The organism is Streptomyces sp. NPDC101225, assembly GCF_044767585.1.
Classification (GTDB): domain Bacteria; phylum Actinomycetota; class Actinomycetes; order Streptomycetales; family Streptomycetaceae; genus Streptomyces.
On record NZ_JBIWOE010000005.1, the window covers coordinates 79,870 to 97,465 of the forward strand.

Consider the following 17,596-nt stretch of genomic DNA (forward strand, 5'->3'; position numbering starts at 1 on the left):
TCCGATCACATGGCCCTCTCCAGACGCCTCTTCGTCACCTCGGCCGTCGCCTCGGCCACCGCCCTCGGCGCACCCGGCCTGCCCGCGGCCGCCGCCGCGACGGCCGTCCCGGCCGACCGCTCCCGCATCCCCGTCAGCCCCGACGACACCCCGAACGACCTGGTCCGCAAGGCCTCCCAGGTCCGCCCCACCGCACGGCAGATCGCCTGGCAGTCCCTCGGACGGACCGCGTTCCTGCACTTCGGCGTGAACACCTTCACCGGCCTGGAGTGGGGCACCGGCGACGAGGACCCGGACGTCTTCCAGCCCACCGGCCTCGACACCGACCAGTGGGCCCGCGCCCTGCGCGACGGCGGCTTCCAGCTCGCCATCCTCACCGTCAAGCACCACGACGGCTTCGTCCTCTACCCCTCCCGCTACACCGGCCACACAGTGGCGTCCAGCAGCTGGCGGGGCGGCCGCGGCGACGTGCTGCGCTCCTTCGCCGCCTCCATGCGCCGCCACGGCCTCAAGGTCGGCGTCTACGTCTCGCCCGCCGACGAGAACCAGTACCTGCACGGCGTGTACGCCAACGGCAGCGCCCGCACCGCACGCACCATCCCGACCCTGGTCGAGGGCGACGACCGCACCCCGGACCGGTTCTACCGCCTCGACGCCACCGACTACGGCGCCCACATGCTCAACACGCTCCACGAGGTGCTCACCGAGTACGGGCCGGTGGACGAGGTGTGGTTCGACGGCGCCCAGGGCCGTATCCCGCCGGGCACGGTGGAGGACTACGACTGGGACAGCTGGTACACCCTGGTCCGCGCGCTCGCCCCGGACGCGGCGATCGCCGTCACCGGACCCGACCTGCGCTGGGTCGGCAACGAGAGCGGCCTCGCGCGGGAGAACGAGTGGAGCGTCGTCCCGGTCAAGGAGAACCGGTACGGCCGCACCGACTGGGCCCTGTCCTACGACACTCCCGACGAGGGCAGCCGGGACGCGCTGGTCACGGCACAGCCGGCCACCGACTACCTGCAGTGGTGGCCCGCCGAGTGCGACGTGTCCATCCGCGACGGCTGGTTCTACCACGCGGACCAACTGCCCAAGAGCGTGGACACGTTGACGGAGATCTACTTCGGATCCGTGGGCCGCAACGCGGTGCTCCTGCTGAACGTCCCGCCGGACACGGACGGCCGGCTGCACGCCACCGACGTCGCACGGCTGCGCGCGTTCCGTGCGCGGATCGAGGACGAGCTGCCCGAGGACCTGGCGCGCGGGGCACGGGTCACCGGCTCCTCCCGCGAGCGCACCGTCGACCTCGGGGCCGGTCGCGAGGTGGACCGGATCCGGCTGGCGGAGGACATCCGGCACGGTCAGCGGATCGAGGGCTGTGTGGTCGAGGCGTACCGCGACGGGGCCTGGAGGGAGGTCGCCCGGGCCGGAACGGTCGGCGCGAGCCGCATCCTGCTCCTGCCGGCGCCCGTCCGGGCCCGCCGGTGGCGGCTGCGGATCACGGCGGCGCGCGGGGCCGTACGGCTCGATCGTTTTCAGTTGTACCGTTCACGGATCCAGGGGTGACCGCAGAGCGGGCGGTCACCAGGGCGCCGGCGCTCCGGTGACCGTCTCCCGGGGGCGTGGGACTCCCTGGAGACGTCCGGCGCACCATGTGCGAATCTGGCAGTCGGTGCAGGCAGGCTGGGGACGGGACGGTGAGGGACGGATGCGAGAGACCTACCACAAGGAGCTGGAATTGATCAGCGAGGCCCTGGTGGACATGGCGAACCTGGTGGGGTCCGCCATGGGGCGGGCGACGAGTGCTCTGCTGGACGCCGATCTGCGCCTCGCGGAGAGCGTGATCTCGACCGAGGAGAAGGTCGAGGCGATGCAGCGGGAGATGGAGGAGAAGACGATCACCGTGCTGGCCCGGCAGCAGCCCGTGGCCACCGACCTTCGGGTGGTCGTCACCTCACTGCGGATGAGCGCCGACCTCGAGCGCTGCGGAGTCCTGGCCCAGCACGTGGCGACCGTGGCCCGGCGCCGCCATCCCGACCAGGCGGTGCCGCGCGATCTGCGCCGGACGATCCTGGAGATGGGCCAGCTGGCCCAGCGGCTGATGGCGCAGGCCGCCGAGGTGATCATGACTCAGGACGTCGAGGCCGCACTGCAGTTGGAGCGCGACGACGACCGGATGGACGAGCTGCACCGCCTGATCTTCCAGCACCTGATGGACGACCGCTGGCACCACGGTGTGGAGACGGCCGTCGACGTCACCCTGGTCGGCCGCTACTACGAGCGCTTCGCCGACCACGCCGTCTCCATCGCCCAGCGGGTGGTCTACCTGGTCACCGGCGAGCACGCCGAGGACCTGATGGACAACCCGCCCACGCCGGTGTGATCAGCGGCCGCCGTCGTGGTCCCCGGCGGCGGCCCGCCGCAGCACGTACCCAGCGCAGTGCGTCGACGCCGGGGGAGGCCAGGCCGCCCGACGTGCTGAGGCGGTGGTCGGCGTACATGCGCGGCACCGGTGTTGTGCCGGGCCGGGCTCAGGTCTGCCGGAGGACCTGTTCCAGGAAGGACACCGAGTCCACGGCGGGGGAGGCGACCAGGCTGAGGCGGTCCATGACCGCGAGGTAGTGGTCGACCTCCTCGGGCTTGTCCAGGTACAGGGCGCTGGAGAGCTGCTCGAGGTAGACGACGTCGGGCAGGTCGGGCACGGGGAAGCGCAGCACGGTGACCGGGCCGCCGGCCGCCGCGTGGCCGCCGACGTGGAAGGGCAGCACCTGAAGCGTGACGTTGGGCCGGCCGGCGACCTCGACGAGGTGTTCGAGCTGGTCGCGCATGACGGCGGTCCCGCCGAGCGGGCGGCGCAGCGCGGCCTCGTCGACCACGACCCACAGCTTCGGCGCGTCCGGCCGGGAGAGGAGGTCCTGCCGGGCCATGCGCAGCTCGACGCGGCGCTGGATCGACTCCGGCGAGCTGATGGGGTGGCCGAGGCGGATGACGGCCTCGGCGTAGGCGGCGGTCTGCAACAGGCCGGGGATGAACTGGATTTCGTAGGTGCGGATGAGGGAGGCCGCCTCCTCCAGGCCCAGATGCTGCTCGAACCAGCTGGGGAAGGCGTCTCCGTACGCACGCCACCAGCCGGGCTCGTTGGCCCGCTGCACCGACTCCAGGTACTCCTGGCGCGCGTCGGGATCATGGACGCCGTAGAGGGTGAGCAGGTCGGCGACGTCGCGCTGCTTGAAGCCGACGCGGCCGAGCTCCATGCGGCACAGCTTGGCGTCCGAGGCGCGTATCGCCGAAGCGGCCGTGTCCCGGCTGATGTTGAGGGACTCCCGCAGCCGGCGCAGGCGTGTGCCCAGCATGATGCGCTGCACGGTGGGCCCGCCGCGCCGGAGGCTGAGGACGTCGGAGCCCGTGGCGATCGGATCGGGTCGAACTGCGGTCATGGTCATCCCCTCGGCCGCCGAGCCGGCTGCGTCAGCATTTTTTTCCGGGACTCAACCAAGGAGGGTAGCACCGTGGCGCCGAACGGCTGCGGTGCGTGAAGTGGCCGGAAGGCGCACGCCGTTGACCTGCGCCTTCCGGCCGCCCGCGGGTGTGCGAAACCTCAACGACCGGGGAGTAGGCCGTCGAAGTCGCCGTCCTTCACGCCGCGGACGAAGGCGGAGATCTCGGCGCCGGTGTAGACGAGGGCCGGACCTTCGGGGTGACGGGAGTTGCGCACGGCGACACTTCCGTCGGGGAGTGCGGCGAGTTCGACGCAGTTGCCCTCGGGGTTGCTGTGATGGCTCTTGCGCCAGATCGCCCCTCTCAGCTGGGTGGCAGGTATGCCGTTGCTCACGTGCTGCATCTGAACCCTCTTTGAGATGAAGTCGCGCTGCCGGCTCTGCAATTGCATCCTCAATTGCATCCGCGGGTGATGCGGGGACGATAGCGCCCGGCCCGCACCACCCGCAAGATCGTCTGCAATTGCAGCGGTAATTGCCGATGCACTTGCGTACGGACTTGCGGGCGTAGCACGATACTTCGCACAGGTGTAGCGCTCGTCAGTCATCTCCGCAGGGGTCCCAGGGGTCGCGATGTCCGCAGAGCAAGTCGCAGAACCGGGCGACCCCCCACGTATCGAGGCGACTTGGCGGTGGCTGTGCCAAGCCGTGGATCACATAGGCCGACCCGGACCCGGGATCACCTTCCCCCTCGCACCCCCCTCCGAAGACGGTCACGGTCCCACCCGCTGCTCGGTCCTCGTCGTGCCGCCCCTGCCCCAATCCGCGCACATCGCCCGCGACTTCATCAGGACGACCCTCGCCGACCGCGTCGGCCGCGACCGCATCGACGACGTCACGGTCACCGTCTCGGAGCTGGTGAGCAACGCGCTCCGCTACGGCCGGGCCCCGGGCGCCGAGGCCGAGTTGCAGCCGGCGCTGTGGCTCGCCTACTGGGACCGCTGGTCCTGCGCGGTGTGCGGGGTCACCGACGAGAGCGATCGGGCCCCGGTGGCCGTGGAGGCGGAGGACCTCGCGGAGTCGGGACGCGGACTCCAGGTCGTGTCGGCGCTGAGCGACGGCTGGGGCTGGAACCCGCGTGCGGACGGCGGGAAGATCGTCTGGGCGCTGTTCAGGCTGTGACCCGCAAGCGAAGGTCCCGGGAGTCCGGCGCGGCGGCGTCGGGTTCGGCGCGCAGCCGGGCCGCGTCCTGGCCCGGCGGAAGGCCGAAGTGGCGGCGGTACTCGCGGCTGAACTGGGACGCGCTGTCGTAGCCGACCGCGAAGCCGACGGTCGCGACGTCCTCGGTGCTGCTCATCAGGCGCAGCCGGGCCTCCTGGAGACGGATCTGCTTCTGGTACTGGATCGGTGTGATCGCGGGCAGGGTCCTCCTGGAACGCACCTTCGAGGGCGAGTTGGTCCCGCTCGCGCAGGACGCCGGCATGGGCGTGCTGCCGTGGAGCCCGCTCAAGAGCGGCTGCCTGTCGGGCAGGTACCGCCGTGGGCAGGCCGATCCCGCGGACACCAGGCGGTCGGCCGTCCTCGGGCGCCCCGGCGAGGCCCAGTTCACGGTGATCGAGGCGCTCGCGGCCGTCGCCGCGGAGGTCGGCGCGAGTCCGGCGGCCGTCGCGCTGTCCTGGGTGCAGCACCGGCCCGGTGTCAGCTCCACCCTCATCGGCCCGCGCACCCTGGGTCATCTCGAGTCCAACCTCGCCGGTCTCGACGTGGAACTGACGGCGGAGCAGACCGCGACGCTGAACGAGGTCTCGGCGCCCGTCCTGAACCTCCCCTACGACCTCAACCAGCAGGTCGGGCGCATGCTCAAGTACGCGGGCGCCACGGTGGACGGCGTCGCCGGCCCGGTGTACCCGCCGCTGCTGCAGAGCACCGCCCGCTACTGAGGAAGGGACCCCGCGGCACCCGGAGCCGGGCGGCGGCGGAGCGACGCCGAGGAATGCCGCTCGGCGACCGGGGTATCCGGGTGCTTGCCGGACTCCGGGTCCGGCGGAGCCAGGACTGAACCCACCGGGAGGGGCGCAAGATGACGGCGACGACCGCGCAGGCTGCGGAGCAGACGGTGGACGTGCCGGTGATCGAGGACCCCTCGAAGGTCGCGCCCAAGGACGCGCGGGAGCTGTCGAAGCTGTTCTTCGACCAGCTGTCGGTGCTGGAGGAGGGTACGCGGGAGTACCAGTACGCACGCAACACGCTGATCGAGATGAACATGTCCCTCGTCCGCTTCGCGGCCGGCCGCTTCCGCAGCCGCGGGCCGGAGGAGATGGAGGACATCGTCCAGGTCGGCATGATCGGCCTCATCAAGGCGATCGACCGGTTCGAGCTGACCCGCGAGGTCGAGTTCACCTCCTTCGCCGTCCCCTACATCGTCGGTGAGATCAAGCGGTTCTTCCGCGACACCACCTGGGCCGTGCACGTCCCGCGCCGGCTCCAGGAGGCCCGCTTCCAGCTCGCCCGCGCCGGCGAGGAACTGCGCAGCCGGCTGGGCCGCACCCCGACGACCAAGGAGCTCTCCGAGCTGATGAGCCTCCCCGAGGACGAGGTCGTCGAGGCCCAACTCGCCTCCAACGGCTACAAGTCCGCGTCGCTGGACGCGGCGATCAACGGCAGCGAGGACGGCGAGGCCGCGCTCGCGGACTTCATCGGCGACGAGGACGCCGCGCTCGGCCTGGTCGAGGACTTCCACGCCCTCGCGCCGATGATCGCCGAACTCGGCGAGCGCGACCGCAAGATCATTCACTGGCGGTTCGTCGACGAACTCACCCAGGCCGAGATAGGCGAGCGTCTCGGCGTCTCCCAGATGCACGTCTCCCGGCTGCTCGCCCGCCTCCTGGCGGGTCTGCGCGAGGGCATGCTCACCACCGGCTGAGAGCCCTGCGGCGCCGGGTCCGCCCGCGGCCGCACCGCGGTGCCGTGCCCGGCCGCGGGCGGCCGGGCCTGCTCCTGTCCGAGAGGTTCCCCACAGCCGGCTCCGGGCGTTCCGGGGTACCCGGGACGGGACAGGCCGCGGCACAACAGTTGCCGTTTGACAACTATGGCCGTGAGGCAACAAAGTAGGCGAGTCGTACTGCACGGGGAAGGATCTGCGATGTCGCGGTGGGCGGAGGCGGCTGCCTGCGCCGGCCGTCCGGGCCCCGTCGTGTCGGGCCGCTCGGCGGTCCGGCCCGGTGTTCAGGCCGTCCGATCCCGAGAGGCGTGCGAGGCGGTGTCGTGTATCTGCAGCGCCGCGGTGTCGCAGAACGCCTCCAGCCCCTCCAGGAGCGCGGTCCGCTTGGCGGCGGGCATCAGCTCCAGCACCGCCTGCAACTCCCGCTCCCGGCGCGCTCGCAGGTCGTCGAGGAAGGCGCGGCCGTGGCTGCTGAGGTGCAGTCGCACCTCGCGCCGGTCGGCGGGGCTGACGACGCGCTCGAGGAAGCCGGCGGCCACCAGCCGGTCGCAGAGCCTGCTGGTGGACGGGGGAGTGGAGGCGAGGGAGTCCGCGAGGGTGCGCAGATTGATGCCGTCCTGGTGCTCCACCATGAACAGCACGCGCAGCTGGGACGGGGAGGCCGGCGCGGTCGAGGCCCTGCCCCACAGCACTTCCAGCAGCTCCACCGTCGTCAAGGTCATGCGTGCGACCTCGGCGGGCTCGGGGCGGGGGCGGAAGACAGTCACCGTCACACTCTCGCAGGTACTGGGACGGTCGTCAGCGTACTAGGTGCCCGAAGCGGCAAGAGATGGCTCGCACGGCCGGTGCGGCTCGGCCCGGGCCGGCCCGCCGCCCGGGCCCGTCACGTGTGTGTCCGACGAAGGAATGGTGTATCTCCCATCGTGAACAGATTTGTGACCGCCGAGCGCGCCCTGCGCAGGGCGGCCCCCCATGAGTTGCTCGACGCCGTGAGCCGCGTGCTCGTCGAGGAGTACGCGGCGCGGTCCGTCGAGCTGTTCCTGGCCGACTACGGCCTGACCGTCCTGCAGCCGGTGTCCGAGCTGCCCCGTACCGCGGAGGCGGTGTCGGTGCACAACAGCCCCGCCGGCCGTGCCTTCGGCGCCCAGGAGCCGTTCCTGGAGGGGGTCCGCGACGGGGTGCGCGTCCATCTGCCGGTGACCGTGCGCGGTGACCGGCTGGGCGTGCTGTCGGTCACCATGCGGGACCGCGAAGCCGTACGGAACCTGCTGGGCGAGCTCGCGGACGTCGCCGAGGTGCTCGCGCACGAGGTGCTCGTGGCCGAGCGTGACACGGACCTCTACCTGCGGGCGCGGCGCAAGGACCGGCTGACGCTGGCCGCCGAGATGCAGTGGCAGCTCCTGCCCGGCCGCTCCTGCTCCCGGCCCGAGTACGACCTCGGGGCCCAGCTGGAGCCGGCCTACGCGATCTTCGGGGACAACTTCGACTGGTCCGCCGACGCGGACCGGCTGATGCTCTACGTCACCAACGGCATGGGAGAGGGCATAGAGGCCTCCCTGCTGACGAACCTCGCCATCAACGCGCTGCGCAACGCCCGGCGGGCGGGCATCGCCATCGACGACCAGGCCGCCCTGGCCGATCAGGCGGTCTACGCGCATTACCGGGGCCGCTCCTACCTCTCGGTGCTGATGCTGGACTTCGAGCTGTCCACGGGCCGGGTGAAGGTCGTGGACGCGGGCTCGCCGCAGCTGCTGCGGCTGCGTGAGGGCGTGGTCGAGCGGGTCGCCTTCGACGCGCAGCTCCCGCTGGGGATGTTCGAGGAGACCGACTACGTGGCCCAGGAGTTCCAGGTCGAGCCCGGCGACCGGCTGGTCTTCGTCAGCGACGGGGTGTACGCCGTCGCCTCGCCCAAGGGCGAGGCCTACGGGGACGCCGCCCTGGCCCGGGCGATCACGTCCACCCGTCTGCTGCCCGCCGCCGAGGTGCCCCGGGCCCTGCTGCGGGAGCTGACCGGCCATCGCGGTCAGTCCGCCCCGCAGGACGACGCGCTCGTGGTCTGCCTGGACTGGCGCGGGCACTGAGCCGGCGGCGCGAGCCGCGGAGGTGCCGATGCGGTGTCGTTCGCACGGCTCGCTCATCAGCAATACTTGCCATGCGGCAATAATTGCCGCAGTGTGCCGGACGTGGCGCAACGGTCATTGCCGAAGAAGGGAGTCGATGCAGGGTGTCGGAGCAGGTAGCGGCCGAGGCGGCGGCGCGGGAGGTGGCGGCCTTCCTGGAGCGGTGCCGTGAGCAGATCGCCCAGCGGTGGGCGGACACGCCTCTGTTCCGCACGGTCTTCACCGTCTCCCGCGACGAGGCCGTGGAGGCGGGCAAGGCCGTCGTGGACGCCGTGCGCGAGGTGGCGTCCAGCGGCCGGCCGGAGGACGTCGCGGCGCCCGGGTTCGACTCGGTGCGCGAGCAGCTGGGCCGTATGGCCGCCTCCCGGGCCCGTGGCGGAGCCGGCCCCGCCCAGATCGCGGACGAGGCCGCGGCGCTGCGGGTGGCGGCCTGCGAGCTGCTGCGCCACGAGAGCCGCGGGCCGGCCGGCGGCGAGGCGCAGGAGGCTCTGCTGGCCCTGACCGTCCTGATGGGGACACTGCGTCTGGTGGTCATGCAGACGACGCTCACCGCCGGCGAGGAGCTGATCGCGCGGCAGCGGCTGCAGCTCCTCGAGGTGGCCACCCCCGTGATCAGCCTGTGGGACGGCGTCGTCGCCGTGCCGCTGATCGGCACGCTGGACAGCGCCCGCAGCCAGGTCGTCATGGAATCGCTGCTCCAGGCGATCGTGGAGCGGCGGGCCCGCCACGCGATCCTCGACATCACCGGCGTGCCCACGGTCGACTCGCTCGTGGCGCAGCATCTGATGAAGACCGTCGCCGCGGCCCGGCTGATGGGGGCCGAGTGCATCGTCTCCGGCATCCGCCCGGCCATCGCGCAGACCATCGTGCACCTGGGCATCGACCTGAGCCCGGTGCTCACCCGCGGCTCGCTGGCCGACGCCCTGGCCTACGCGCTCACCCGGCAGGGCGTCGAGGTCTCCCACCGCGCGGCGGGTGCGAACCCGCGATGACCGCCCCGCTTCCGGCCGAGGTCGCCACGGTGCCGGTCCTGGCGCTGGGGGACGTCCTGCTGGTCTCCCTGCGGGGGGAGCTGCACGACGGCACGGCCGAGCGCCTCCAGCAGGACGTCGCCCGCCGGGTGGCCGGCAGCGCGGCGACCGGTGTGGTCATCGACGTCTCCGGCGTCGAGATCGTGGACTCGTTCCTGGGGCGGATCATCGCCGAGATCGCGGCCGACGCCCGGCTGCTGGCCGCCCGTACCGTCCTGTGCGGAATGCGGCCGGCGGTGGCGATCACCCTGGTCGAGCTCGGCCTGACGCTGCCCGGCCTGGCGACCACGCTCGACGTCGAGCGCGCCTTCGAGCTGCTGCGGCAGCCGGTCCCGGGCCGTCCCGAGGGGGGCGTGTGACGCCGGCGTCCGACCCCGCGACCACGACGAGCCTGCCGATCGGCTCGGACGCGGATCTCGCCTGGCTGCGTCATCAGGTGCGGCAGGTCGCGGCCGAGCTCGGCTTCGGGCTCGTGCAGCAGACCAAGCTGGTCACCGCGGCCAGCGAGCTGGCCCGCAACACCCTGGTCCACGGCGGCGGGGGCCAGGTGCGGATCACCCCGGTGGCCAACGGCCCGCGGCGGGGGCTCCGGCTCGCCTTCGCCGACTCCGGCCCCGGTATCGCCGACGTCGAGCAGGCGCTGGCCGACGGCTACACCAGCGGGGGCGGCCTCGGGATGGGACTGGGCGGAGCCAAGCGGCTGATGGACGAGTTCTCCGTCGATTCCGCCCCCGGCCGGGGCACGGTCGTCACCGTCACCGCCTGGATCGCCGGCGTGCCCGCCCCTCGTCCGGGGGAGGGGTGAGCCGGGCGCCGGGCGCAGCGATCCACCCCGTCCCGGCACCGCGGCCCCGCGCGATAGCGTGGAGGCGGCAAGGGGAGAGGATGGAGACTTCGTGAACAGCTCTGACGCCGTCCCGTCCGTGGAAGCCCAGTTGCGGGCGGCCCCGCCCCACGCCCTGGTGGCCACCGCCGGTCGGCTGCTGGCGGAGCGCTTCGGCGCGGTGGACGTGACGCTCCTCCTCGCCGACTACGCGCTCTCGGTGCTTCAGCCGGTCACCCACCTTCCGGACACCGGCGACCCGGTCTCCGCCCACGACGGCCCCGCCGGCACCGCCTTCACCACCCAGAAGCCGGTGCTGGAGGTCACCGCCGACCCGGCCACGGAACTGGTGCACCTGCCCATCACCGTCCGCGGCGACCGCTTCGGCGTGCTCTCGGTGCACGTGCCCGACACCGCCGCCGACCCGGCCTCGGTGCTCCGGCTCGGCGACTTCGCCACCGCACTGGGGCACGAGCTGGCCACGGCCTCCCGGGACACCGACCTCTACCTCCAGGCCCGCCGCACCCGCCGGCTCACCCTCGCCGCCGAGATGCAGTGGCAGCTCCTCCCGGGCCGGGGATGCGCCCGCGACGAATTCGTCATCGGCGCCCATCTGGAGCCGGCCTACGCCATCGGCGGGGACAACTTCGACTGGTCCACGACCGCCGACCACCTCACGCTCAGCGTCACCGACGGCATGGGCGAGGGCATCGACGCCTCCCTGCTCACCGGCCTCACGGTCGGCGCACTGCGCAACGCCCGCCGCGCCGGCGTCGACCTCGCCGAGCAGGCCTGCCTCGCCGACCAGGCCCTCTTCTCCCAGTACGGCGGCAAGAAGTACGCCTCCACCCTGCTGCTGCGCTTCGACCTCGCCACGGGGTCGGTGTCCGCCGTGGACGCCGGGTCCCCGCAGCTGTACCGGCAGCGCGGCACCACGGTCGAACACGTCGCGCTGGAGGCCCAGATGCCGCTGGGCATGTTCGAGGAGACCCCCTACGAGGAGCAGACCTTCCGGGTCGAGCCGGGCGACCGCCTGGTCGTCCTCAGCACCGGCGTGCACAGCCCCCGCTCGGCGGGCGGGGAGATGTTCGGGGAGGGCGTCCTGCGCCAGATCCTGGGCGCGACCCGCGAGACCTCCCCGCACGAGGCGGCGCGCTCGGTGGTCGCCGGGCTGATCGAGCACGTCGGCAGCCAGGACCTCGTCGCCGACGCCTCCGTGGTCTGCCTCGACTGGACGGGCCGCGCAGCCGGTGCGCCCCGGCAGGAGCGCCCCGACCGCTGACCTACGGCTCCCACGGCGGCCGCGAGAACGCCTCGTCCGGCGTGGACAGCACGGCCTTCATGCCGCTGACCAGGGCCGACCTCTCAGCGGGCGCCATCGAGGCCAGGACGCCGGCCAGGGCCTCCGTGCGTCGGCGCGCCACGTCCTTGAGCACACGGCGCCCCTGACCCGTGAGGGTCAGCTGCACCTCACGGCGGTTGCCGGGGTGCAGCGCGCGCTCCAGCATCCCCGCGGCCTCCAGCCGGTTGCACAGCCGGCTGGCGGTGGGAAGCCCGATGTCCAGCCGCTCCGCCAGGCCGGTGAGATTCAGCTCCGGTGCCGTCTCCAGCGCCCGTAGCGCCCGCAGCTGGTGCAGGGACAGCCGTACGGCCGCCTCCTGGGCGGCCACGGACCACAGGTTCGCAAGGCGCTCCACCGCGTCGGCGATCTCTCGCGCATCGGCGCTCGGAACGTCGCCCAAGCCCTCCGCGCGGTCGTCGGCGCCGCCGGGAAGAGTCACGAAGGCATCACTTTCCGTACGATCCGGTCCTGCGGGCACACCTCATATTCCAACGCTGTACCCGGAGAGCCGGGTCGCAAGCAGCGCTAGAACGGTTCCGTCACCGGTACGGGCCGTTCGGCCGGCACCCGCGGCACCGCCTTCGCCAGCTCCGCGTTGAACTGGGCGCCCATCAGCAGGGCCAGGTTGGACAGCCACAGCCAGATCAGGAAGATCACGACGCCTGCCAGTGAGCCGTACAGCCGGTGGTAGGCGCCGATGTGGGACGTGTAGACGGCGAACCCGACCGAGACGGCCAGCAGAAGCAGTACGGCCAAGGTCCCGCCCGGTGCCATCCGGCGTACCGGGCGGGACGAGGCGGGGCCCGAGCGGTACAGGACGAGCACCATGGCCACGGCGGCCACGGCCACCACCGGCCAGCGCAGCGCGTCCCAGGCCGCCTGCGGCCCGCTGCCCAGATCCAGCGCCCGGCTCAGCCGCCGGGCCAGGCTGCCGGTGAGGAACAGCGTGAGCGTGGACGTGAGCAGCAGGGAGATCAGCACCAGGGCCGTGACGATGATGCGCGGAGCCGTACGCCAGACGGGGCGGTGCGCGCTGACCCGGTGCATGGAGTGCAGTGCCCGGCGGAAGACGCTCAGATAGCTGGAGCCCGACCACAGGGCCCCCGCCCCGCCGAGGAAGACCAGCGTCCACGCGGCCGTGGACTGTCCGGCCAGCTGCTGCAGGGTGCTGCGCAGCAGGGGCTGCGAGGCGACCGGGGCGGCCTGCGTCATCCGGTTGATGACCTCCGGCCGCGCGGTCGGCATGGTCAGCCCCACGATGGAGAGGATCACCAGCAGCACCGGGAACAGGGCCAGCACGGCGTAGTACGTCAGCGCGGCGGCCCAGTCCGTGACGTCGTCGTCCCAGACGGCCACCGGGGTCCGGCGCAGCGCCGCCCACCATCGGGTCCCGCGACCGTCTGCCTCGTCCATGGGGCGGATGCTCTCACCTTCGTCGCTGTGCGGGCCGACCGATCGTCCGGGCCCTCGGCTGGCTCATGCCCCCCGTGCCACCCCCGTACTCTCCCGCACGATCACCCGGGGCACCGGCACCCGCACCGTGCGCGCCGGGCCCCCGTCCAGCAGCGCGGTCAGCTCCCGGGCCGCCGTGCGGCCGAACTCCACGCTGTCCCGGGAGAGGGCGGACAGCCGGGGCCGGACCATGCGGCACAGGGCCGAGTCCTCCCAGGCCACCACCGACACGTCCGCCGGCACGGTGAAACCGAGTTCGGCCGCGGTGGCGACGCCCGCGACGGCCATCACGTCGTTGTCGTAGATCAGGGCGGTCGGGGGAGCGGGCCGGCCCAGGACGCGGCGGGTGACGGCCGCGCCCTCCGCGTCGGAGTAGTCGGTGGTCACCGACTCCACCTCGCGCAGGCCGCGCCGTCCGGCCTCGGCGCGCAGCGTGCGCACCCGGCGCTCGGTGTGGGCCAGGTCCGGCAGGCCCGCGATGTGCACGATGCGGCGGTGGCCCAGCCGGTACAGCTCGTCGACGACGGAGGCCATCGCGCCCGCGTCGTCCGCCCACACCGTCGACAGGCCGGGGTGGCGCTCGTCGGGCGCGCCGCCGATCACCACGGCGGGCAGGCCGAGTTCGTCCAGCAGGTCGGGGCGCGGGTCGTCGGTGCGCGGGTCGACGACGAGGACGCCGTCCACGCGGTGCTCGGCCCACCAGCGGCGGTAGACCGCGCACTCGTCGGCGACGTCCTCCACCACCTGGAACAGCAGGCCGAGATGACGCTCCGCCAGCACCTCCTGTATGCCCGAGACGAGCTGGAGGAAGAAGGAGTCCACGCCGAGGGTGTCGGCGGGCCGGGCCAGCACGAAGCCGACCGTGGCCGCGCCCTCCCCGGACAGCTGGCGCGCCGCCGCGCTGGGCCGCCAGCCCAGCTGCTCGGCGACCCTGCGCACCCGGTCGCGGGTGACCTCGGAGACACCCGGGCGCCCGTTGAGCGCGAAGGAGACGGCGCTCTCGGAGACACCGGCGCGCTGCGCGATGTCCTTCATCGTCGGCCGGCGGGCCGGGGAACGCCTGGCTGGCACCTGGCTCACCTTTTTCTCGGCAGTCGGAGCTAATGCGCTTGAGCGTGAGAACGGTAAAGCGCATTAGTGATGAAGTGCAAGTTCTCGATCACGATGGCTCTGACCTGCACTAATGAGGAATGAATTTCTTTAGTGGAGGCCAATCCATTGACTTCTGGTGAACGCCCCGGGCATGGTCCCTGGCGTCACCGCCAACGACACTCCGAGGGAGCCGTGTCACCGTGCCCACATCCCGCAGAACCTTCGTCGCCGCCGTCGCCGTCGCCGCCCTCGTCCTGCCGCTGAGCGCCTGCGGTTCCGGCGGCGACGACAGCGGATCGTCCGACGCCTCCGGCAAGATCGAGGGCGACATCACCTTCCAGACCTGGAACCTGAAGGCCAACTTCAAGCCCTACTTCGACGGCCTGGTCGCCGACTTCGAGAAGAAGTACCCGGGCACCCACGTGAAGTGGATCGACCAGCCCGCCGAGGGGTACGCCGACAAGATCAGCGCGGACGCGGCCGGCGGCACCCTGCCCGACGTCGTCAACGTCTCCCCGGACCTGGTCGCCCCCCTCGCCAAGGCCGGCCTCGCGCTCGACCTCGACAAGGCCGCCGCCAAGTACAGGAAGGAGTACCTGGCCGGAGCCTGGGCCAGCCACCAGATACCGGGCATGACCGGCACGTACGCCTTCCCCTGGTACCTCAACACCGGGCCGCTGTTCTACAACAAGTCCCTGTTCAGGAAGGCCGGACTCGACCCCGCGCAGCCGCCGAAGACGTACGGCGACCTCTTCGACGACGCCCTGCAGATGGCGAAGAAGAGCGACGGCAAGGTCGCCACCCTCGCCAACATCCCCACCATCGAGGACTTCGGCCGCTACGGCGTCGAGCTGATGGACAAGCAGGGCACCGGCTTCGCCTTCAACGACGCCAAGGGCGTCGAACTGCTCACCAGGTACAAGGAGTTGTACGACGCGAAGGCGCTCGACCCGCAGGCGCTGACCGCCACCCCCGAGTCCTCGGGCAAGAAGTTCCTCACCGAGGCCGTCGCCATGAACCCCGGCAGCGCCCTGGACCTCGGCAACTTCAAGAAGCAGGCGCCCAACCTGTACAAGAACATCGGCATCACCGACCAGATCACCAGCACCGGCCACGTCAACATGTACGTGATGGGCGTGATGGTCAACTCCAAGACCAAGCACACGCCCGCCGCCGTCGCCTTCGCGCACTTCGTCACCGACGCCGAGCACCAGATGTCGTTCGCGAAGAAGGTCGCCATCTTCCCGAGCACCGCCGGCTCCCTCGACGACCCGTACTTCACCAAGGAGGACGGCACCGACGAGACCCGCGTGCGCATCGCCGCCGCCAAGTCCCTGAAGAACGCGGTCAACTACACGCCCGTGCTGTTCAGCGACCAGATGAAGACGGCGCTGCGCAACGAGGTCGCCAAGGCGCTGCAGGGCAAGGAGAGCCCCAAGCAGGCTCTCGACAACGCTGTCAAGCAGTGCGACACGCTGCTCCAGCAGCAGGGATAGGACGCCCTGATGGCCTTGTCCACCCTGTCCGGACGGCGGGCGCCGGGAGCGGGAGGCACCCGGCGCGTCCGTCGCCAACTGCCCACCAGCCCCTGGCTGTTCGCCGCCCCCGGACTGCTGATCACCGGCATCTTCATCCTCTACCCGTTCGTCTCCACGGTGGTCAACTCCTTCACCGACCGCCGGACGCTGATCCCGGGCGAGTTCGTGGGACTCGCCAACTTCCGCGAGCTGCTGCACGACGACATGTTCTGGATCGGGCTGCGCAACAGCACGCTCTACGTCATCGGTGTGGTGCCCGCGCTGGTGATCCTGCCGCTGCTGCTCGCGCTGCTGGTGCAGAAGAACATCCCCGGCATCACCTTCTTCCGCTCCGCCTTCTACACCCCGGTCGTCGCCTCGATCGTCGTCGTCGGGCTGATCTGGGTGTGGCTGCTCGACGAACGCGGCCTGATCAACTCCCTGCTGGAGGGCATCGGCATCGGCCGGGTCGGCTTCCTCAGCGACCAGTGGCTGCTCCTGCTGAGCGCGATGGCCGTGACGGTGTGGAAGGGCCTGGGCTACTACATGATCATTTACCTGGCGGCGCTGGCGAACGTGCCCCGTGAACTCCACGAGGCCGCCGCCGTCGACGGCGCGGGCGCGGTGCGCCGCTTCCTCACCGTCACCGTCCCCGCCGTCCGCTCCACCATGGTCCTGGTCGGCGCGCTCTCCTCGGTCGCCGCCTTCAAGGTGTTCTCCGAGGTGTACCTGATGGCGGGCCCCAGCGGCGGACCGGCCGGCGAGGACACCACGCTGGTGATGCTGGTCCAGCGCACCGGCACCGGCCTCACCGGCCGCGTCGGCTACGCCTCCGCCCTCTCCCTCGTCGTCTTCGTCGTCACCGTCGCGCTGATGCTGCTCGTGCTGCGCGCCGACCGCAGGGAGGAGACATGAGCGTCATCGAGAAGGCACGGCCCGTGCAGGCACCGGCTCCGGCGCGGGAGTCCCGGGTCACCGACGAGCACGGCCGCCGCATCCGGGTGTGGGAACTCGCCCTGCGCTACGTGCTGTTGCTGGCCGTGCTGGCGCTGACCGTGGGCCCGTTCCTGTGGCAGCTGTCCACCTCGCTGAAAGGGCCGACGGAGGACATCTTCAGCTCACCGCCGAAGTTCCTGCCCGCCCACCCCACCCTGCACAACTACGAACGGGTCGCCGACACCATCCCGGTGTGGGACTACGCCGTCAACTCACTGAAGGTCGCCGCGGGCAACGTCGTCACCAACTGCGTCGGCTCGGCCCTGGCCGGCTACGCACTGGCCCGGCTGCGCTACCGCGGCCGCCGTGTCGCCACCCTCGTGTTCATCCTGGCGATGCTCGTGCCGGTGGAGGGCATCATCATCGCCCAGTTCACCACCATGCGGGAGCTCGGCCTCAACAACACCCTGATCGGGGTCGTCCTGCCGGGCTGCGTCGCCGCCATGAACGTGCTGCTGATGCGCAACGCCTTCCTCAACCTGCCCTACGAGATCGAGGAGGCGGCCTACGTCGACGGCGCCAACGTCTGGCAGCGGTTCCTGCGCATCGCCCTGCCGTCGGTGAAGGGCACCCTCGCCGTCGTCGCCATCTTCGCCTTCATGGGCGCCTGGGACGACTTCCTGTGGCCGCTCATCGTGCTCAGCGACCCCTCCAAGTTCACCCTGACCATCGGCCTCAACTACCTGCACGGCACCTTCGCCAACGACGAACGCCTCGTCGCCGCGGGCACGGTCATCGCCGTGGCACCGCTGATCGCCCTCTTCGCCTGTCTGCAGCGGTACTTCTTCCGCGGCGTGGGCGAGGGGGCCGTCAAGGGCTGACCGCCGCACCCGAGTTCAAGGACACAG

The 17,596-nt window shown here is 71.6% G+C and carries 19 protein-coding genes and 1 pseudogene; 13 read left to right on the plus strand and 7 right to left on the minus strand.

All coding sequences use genetic code 11. The features are described from left to right. Positions 1-9: 9 nt before the first annotated feature. Positions 10-1,563: an alpha-L-fucosidase gene (locus tag ACIRPX_RS09110; protein ID WP_404190465.1), complete on the plus strand. Its 1,554-nt coding sequence runs from the start codon at positions 10-12 to the stop codon at positions 1,561-1,563. Positions 1,564-1,705: 142 nt separating this feature from the next. Then, positions 1,706-2,380 carry a phosphate signaling complex protein PhoU gene (gene phoU, locus ACIRPX_RS09115; RefSeq protein WP_404190468.1) on the plus strand — a complete coding sequence of 225 codons (675 nt, stop codon included), beginning with the start codon at positions 1,706-1,708 and terminating at the stop codon, positions 2,378-2,380. Between the two features lie 148 nt (positions 2,381-2,528). Here phoU and ACIRPX_RS09120 read toward each other — a convergent pair whose 3' ends face one another. Then, positions 2,529-3,434, minus strand: coding sequence for a helix-turn-helix domain-containing protein (locus ACIRPX_RS09120; RefSeq protein WP_404190471.1), 906 nt, complete (start codon positions 3,432-3,434; stop codon positions 2,529-2,531). A gap of 161 nt (positions 3,435-3,595) precedes the next feature. Then, on the minus strand, positions 3,596-3,838 hold the full coding sequence (locus ACIRPX_RS09125) for a DUF397 domain-containing protein (RefSeq protein WP_404190473.1): 243 nt from the start codon (positions 3,836-3,838) through the stop codon (positions 3,596-3,598). A 400-nt stretch (positions 3,839-4,238) separates the two neighbouring features. Between ACIRPX_RS09125 and ACIRPX_RS09130 the strand changes: the two genes are divergently transcribed. Next, positions 4,239-4,616: an ATP-binding protein gene (locus ACIRPX_RS09130; RefSeq protein WP_404190474.1), complete on the plus strand. Its 378-nt coding sequence runs from the start codon at positions 4,239-4,241 to the stop codon at positions 4,614-4,616. On the opposite strand, the pseudogene ACIRPX_RS09135 reads toward ACIRPX_RS09130, so the two are convergent. Beyond that, a pseudogene (locus ACIRPX_RS09135) lies at positions 4,606-4,851 on the minus strand (helix-turn-helix domain-containing protein); the annotation flags it as partial. The gene ACIRPX_RS09130 and the pseudogene ACIRPX_RS09135 sit on opposite strands and share 11 nt — an antisense overlap. 64 nt (positions 4,852-4,915) lie before the next feature. Between ACIRPX_RS09135 and ACIRPX_RS09140 the strand changes: the two are divergent. Together ACIRPX_RS09140 and ACIRPX_RS09145 are read left to right on the plus strand one after the other, a co-directional pair. Next, a complete protein-coding gene (locus tag ACIRPX_RS09140; RefSeq protein ID WP_404191199.1) occupies positions 4,916-5,374 on the plus strand; it encodes an aldo/keto reductase in 459 nt (152 codons plus the stop codon). A gap of 140 nt (positions 5,375-5,514) precedes the next feature. After that, positions 5,515-6,357: an RNA polymerase sigma factor SigF gene (locus tag ACIRPX_RS09145; RefSeq protein ID WP_404190477.1), complete on the plus strand. Its 843-nt coding sequence runs from the start codon at positions 5,515-5,517 to the stop codon at positions 6,355-6,357. A gap of 302 nt (positions 6,358-6,659) precedes the next feature. On the opposite strand, the gene ACIRPX_RS09150 is transcribed toward ACIRPX_RS09145, so the two are convergent. Further along, positions 6,660-7,097 carry a MarR family winged helix-turn-helix transcriptional regulator gene (locus ACIRPX_RS09150; protein WP_404190479.1) on the minus strand — a complete coding sequence of 146 codons (438 nt, stop codon included), beginning with the start codon at positions 7,095-7,097 and terminating at the stop codon, positions 6,660-6,662. Positions 7,098-7,298: 201 nt separating this feature from the next. On the opposite strand from ACIRPX_RS09150, the gene ACIRPX_RS09155 reads away from it, so the two are divergent. The 5 genes from ACIRPX_RS09155 to ACIRPX_RS09175 all read left to right on the plus strand — a co-directional run bounded on the left by ACIRPX_RS09155 (position 7,299) and on the right by ACIRPX_RS09175 (position 11,631). Continuing rightward, complete coding sequence (locus ACIRPX_RS09155; RefSeq protein WP_404190482.1) at positions 7,299-8,456, plus strand: PP2C family protein-serine/threonine phosphatase; 1,158 nt, start codon at positions 7,299-7,301, stop codon at positions 8,454-8,456. Positions 8,457-8,599: 143 nt separating this feature from the next. Then, complete coding sequence (locus ACIRPX_RS09160) at positions 8,600-9,487, plus strand: STAS domain-containing protein (protein ID WP_404190484.1); 888 nt, start codon at positions 8,600-8,602, stop codon at positions 9,485-9,487. Continuing rightward, a complete protein-coding gene (locus ACIRPX_RS09165; protein ID WP_404190486.1) occupies positions 9,484-9,885 on the plus strand; it encodes an STAS domain-containing protein in 402 nt (133 codons plus the stop codon). Before ACIRPX_RS09160 ends, ACIRPX_RS09165 begins: the two co-directional genes overlap by 4 nt. After that, a complete protein-coding gene (locus ACIRPX_RS09170) occupies positions 9,882-10,331 on the plus strand; it encodes an anti-sigma regulatory factor (protein WP_404190489.1) in 450 nt (149 codons plus the stop codon). The genes ACIRPX_RS09165 and ACIRPX_RS09170 overlap by 4 nt, the downstream gene beginning before the upstream one ends. 91 nt (positions 10,332-10,422) lie before the next feature. Then, entirely contained in the window at positions 10,423-11,631 is a 1,209-nt protein-coding gene (locus tag ACIRPX_RS09175; protein WP_404190492.1) for a PP2C family protein-serine/threonine phosphatase, read from the plus strand. A 1-nt stretch (position 11,632) separates the two neighbouring features. Here the strand turns inward: ACIRPX_RS09175 and ACIRPX_RS09180 are convergent, their stop codons facing one another. The 3 genes from ACIRPX_RS09180 to ACIRPX_RS09190 form a co-directional block, all read right to left on the minus strand. After that, positions 11,633-12,130 carry a MarR family winged helix-turn-helix transcriptional regulator gene (locus ACIRPX_RS09180; RefSeq protein ID WP_404190495.1) on the minus strand — a complete coding sequence of 166 codons (498 nt, stop codon included), beginning with the start codon at positions 12,128-12,130 and terminating at the stop codon, positions 11,633-11,635. Positions 12,131-12,216: 86 nt separating this feature from the next. Then, positions 12,217-13,104 carry a YihY/virulence factor BrkB family protein gene (locus tag ACIRPX_RS09185; protein WP_404190498.1) on the minus strand — a complete coding sequence of 296 codons (888 nt, stop codon included), beginning with the start codon at positions 13,102-13,104 and terminating at the stop codon, positions 12,217-12,219. A 63-nt stretch (positions 13,105-13,167) separates the two neighbouring features. After that, positions 13,168-14,214 carry a LacI family DNA-binding transcriptional regulator gene (locus ACIRPX_RS09190; protein ID WP_404190501.1) on the minus strand — a complete coding sequence of 349 codons (1,047 nt, stop codon included), beginning with the start codon at positions 14,212-14,214 and terminating at the stop codon, positions 13,168-13,170. A 221-nt stretch (positions 14,215-14,435) separates the two neighbouring features. Here ACIRPX_RS09190 and ACIRPX_RS09195 point away from each other — a divergent pair, with 221 nt between their 5' ends. The 3 genes from ACIRPX_RS09195 to ACIRPX_RS09205 are packed head-to-tail and all read left to right on the plus strand — an operon-like array spanning position 14,436 to position 17,569. After that, entirely contained in the window at positions 14,436-15,731 is a 1,296-nt protein-coding gene (locus tag ACIRPX_RS09195; RefSeq protein ID WP_404190503.1) for an ABC transporter substrate-binding protein, read from the plus strand. 9 nt (positions 15,732-15,740) lie between these two features. Continuing rightward, a complete protein-coding gene (locus ACIRPX_RS09200) occupies positions 15,741-16,667 on the plus strand; it encodes a carbohydrate ABC transporter permease (RefSeq protein ID WP_404190505.1) in 927 nt (308 codons plus the stop codon). Next, positions 16,664-17,569 (plus strand): carbohydrate ABC transporter permease, encoded by a 906-nt coding sequence (locus tag ACIRPX_RS09205; protein ID WP_404190507.1) that lies wholly within the window; start codon positions 16,664-16,666, stop codon positions 17,567-17,569. The genes ACIRPX_RS09200 and ACIRPX_RS09205 overlap by 4 nt, the downstream gene beginning before the upstream one ends. Positions 17,570-17,596: the final 27 nt, after the last annotated feature.

Excerpts from the sequence above, each read along its gene's own strand:
- ACIRPX_RS09125 (WP_404190473.1), bottom strand. The coding sequence starts at position 3,838 with ATGCAGCACGTGAGCAACGGCATACCTGCCACCCAGCTGAGAGGGGCG.
- ACIRPX_RS09205 (WP_404190507.1), top strand. The coding sequence starts at position 16,664 with ATGAGCGTCATCGAGAAGGCACGGCCCGTGCAGGCACCGGCTCCGGCG.
- ACIRPX_RS09150 (WP_404190479.1), bottom strand. The coding sequence starts at position 7,097 with ATGACCTTGACGACGGTGGAGCTGCTGGAAGTGCTGTGGGGCAGGGCC.
- ACIRPX_RS09165 (WP_404190486.1), top strand. The coding sequence starts at position 9,484 with ATGACCGCCCCGCTTCCGGCCGAGGTCGCCACGGTGCCGGTCCTGGCG.
- ACIRPX_RS09145 (WP_404190477.1), top strand. The coding sequence starts at position 5,515 with ATGACGGCGACGACCGCGCAGGCTGCGGAGCAGACGGTGGACGTGCCG.
- ACIRPX_RS09120 (WP_404190471.1), bottom strand. The coding sequence starts at position 3,434 with ATGACCGCAGTTCGACCCGATCCGATCGCCACGGGCTCCGACGTCCTC.
- ACIRPX_RS09110 (WP_404190465.1), top strand. The coding sequence starts at position 10 with ATGGCCCTCTCCAGACGCCTCTTCGTCACCTCGGCCGTCGCCTCGGCC.
- ACIRPX_RS09185 (WP_404190498.1), bottom strand. The coding sequence starts at position 13,104 with ATGGACGAGGCAGACGGTCGCGGGACCCGATGGTGGGCGGCGCTGCGC.
- ACIRPX_RS09140 (WP_404191199.1), top strand. The coding sequence starts at position 4,916 with ATGGGCGTGCTGCCGTGGAGCCCGCTCAAGAGCGGCTGCCTGTCGGGC.
- phoU (WP_404190468.1), top strand. The coding sequence starts at position 1,706 with ATGCGAGAGACCTACCACAAGGAGCTGGAATTGATCAGCGAGGCCCTG.
- ACIRPX_RS09200 (WP_404190505.1), top strand. The coding sequence starts at position 15,741 with ATGGCCTTGTCCACCCTGTCCGGACGGCGGGCGCCGGGAGCGGGAGGC.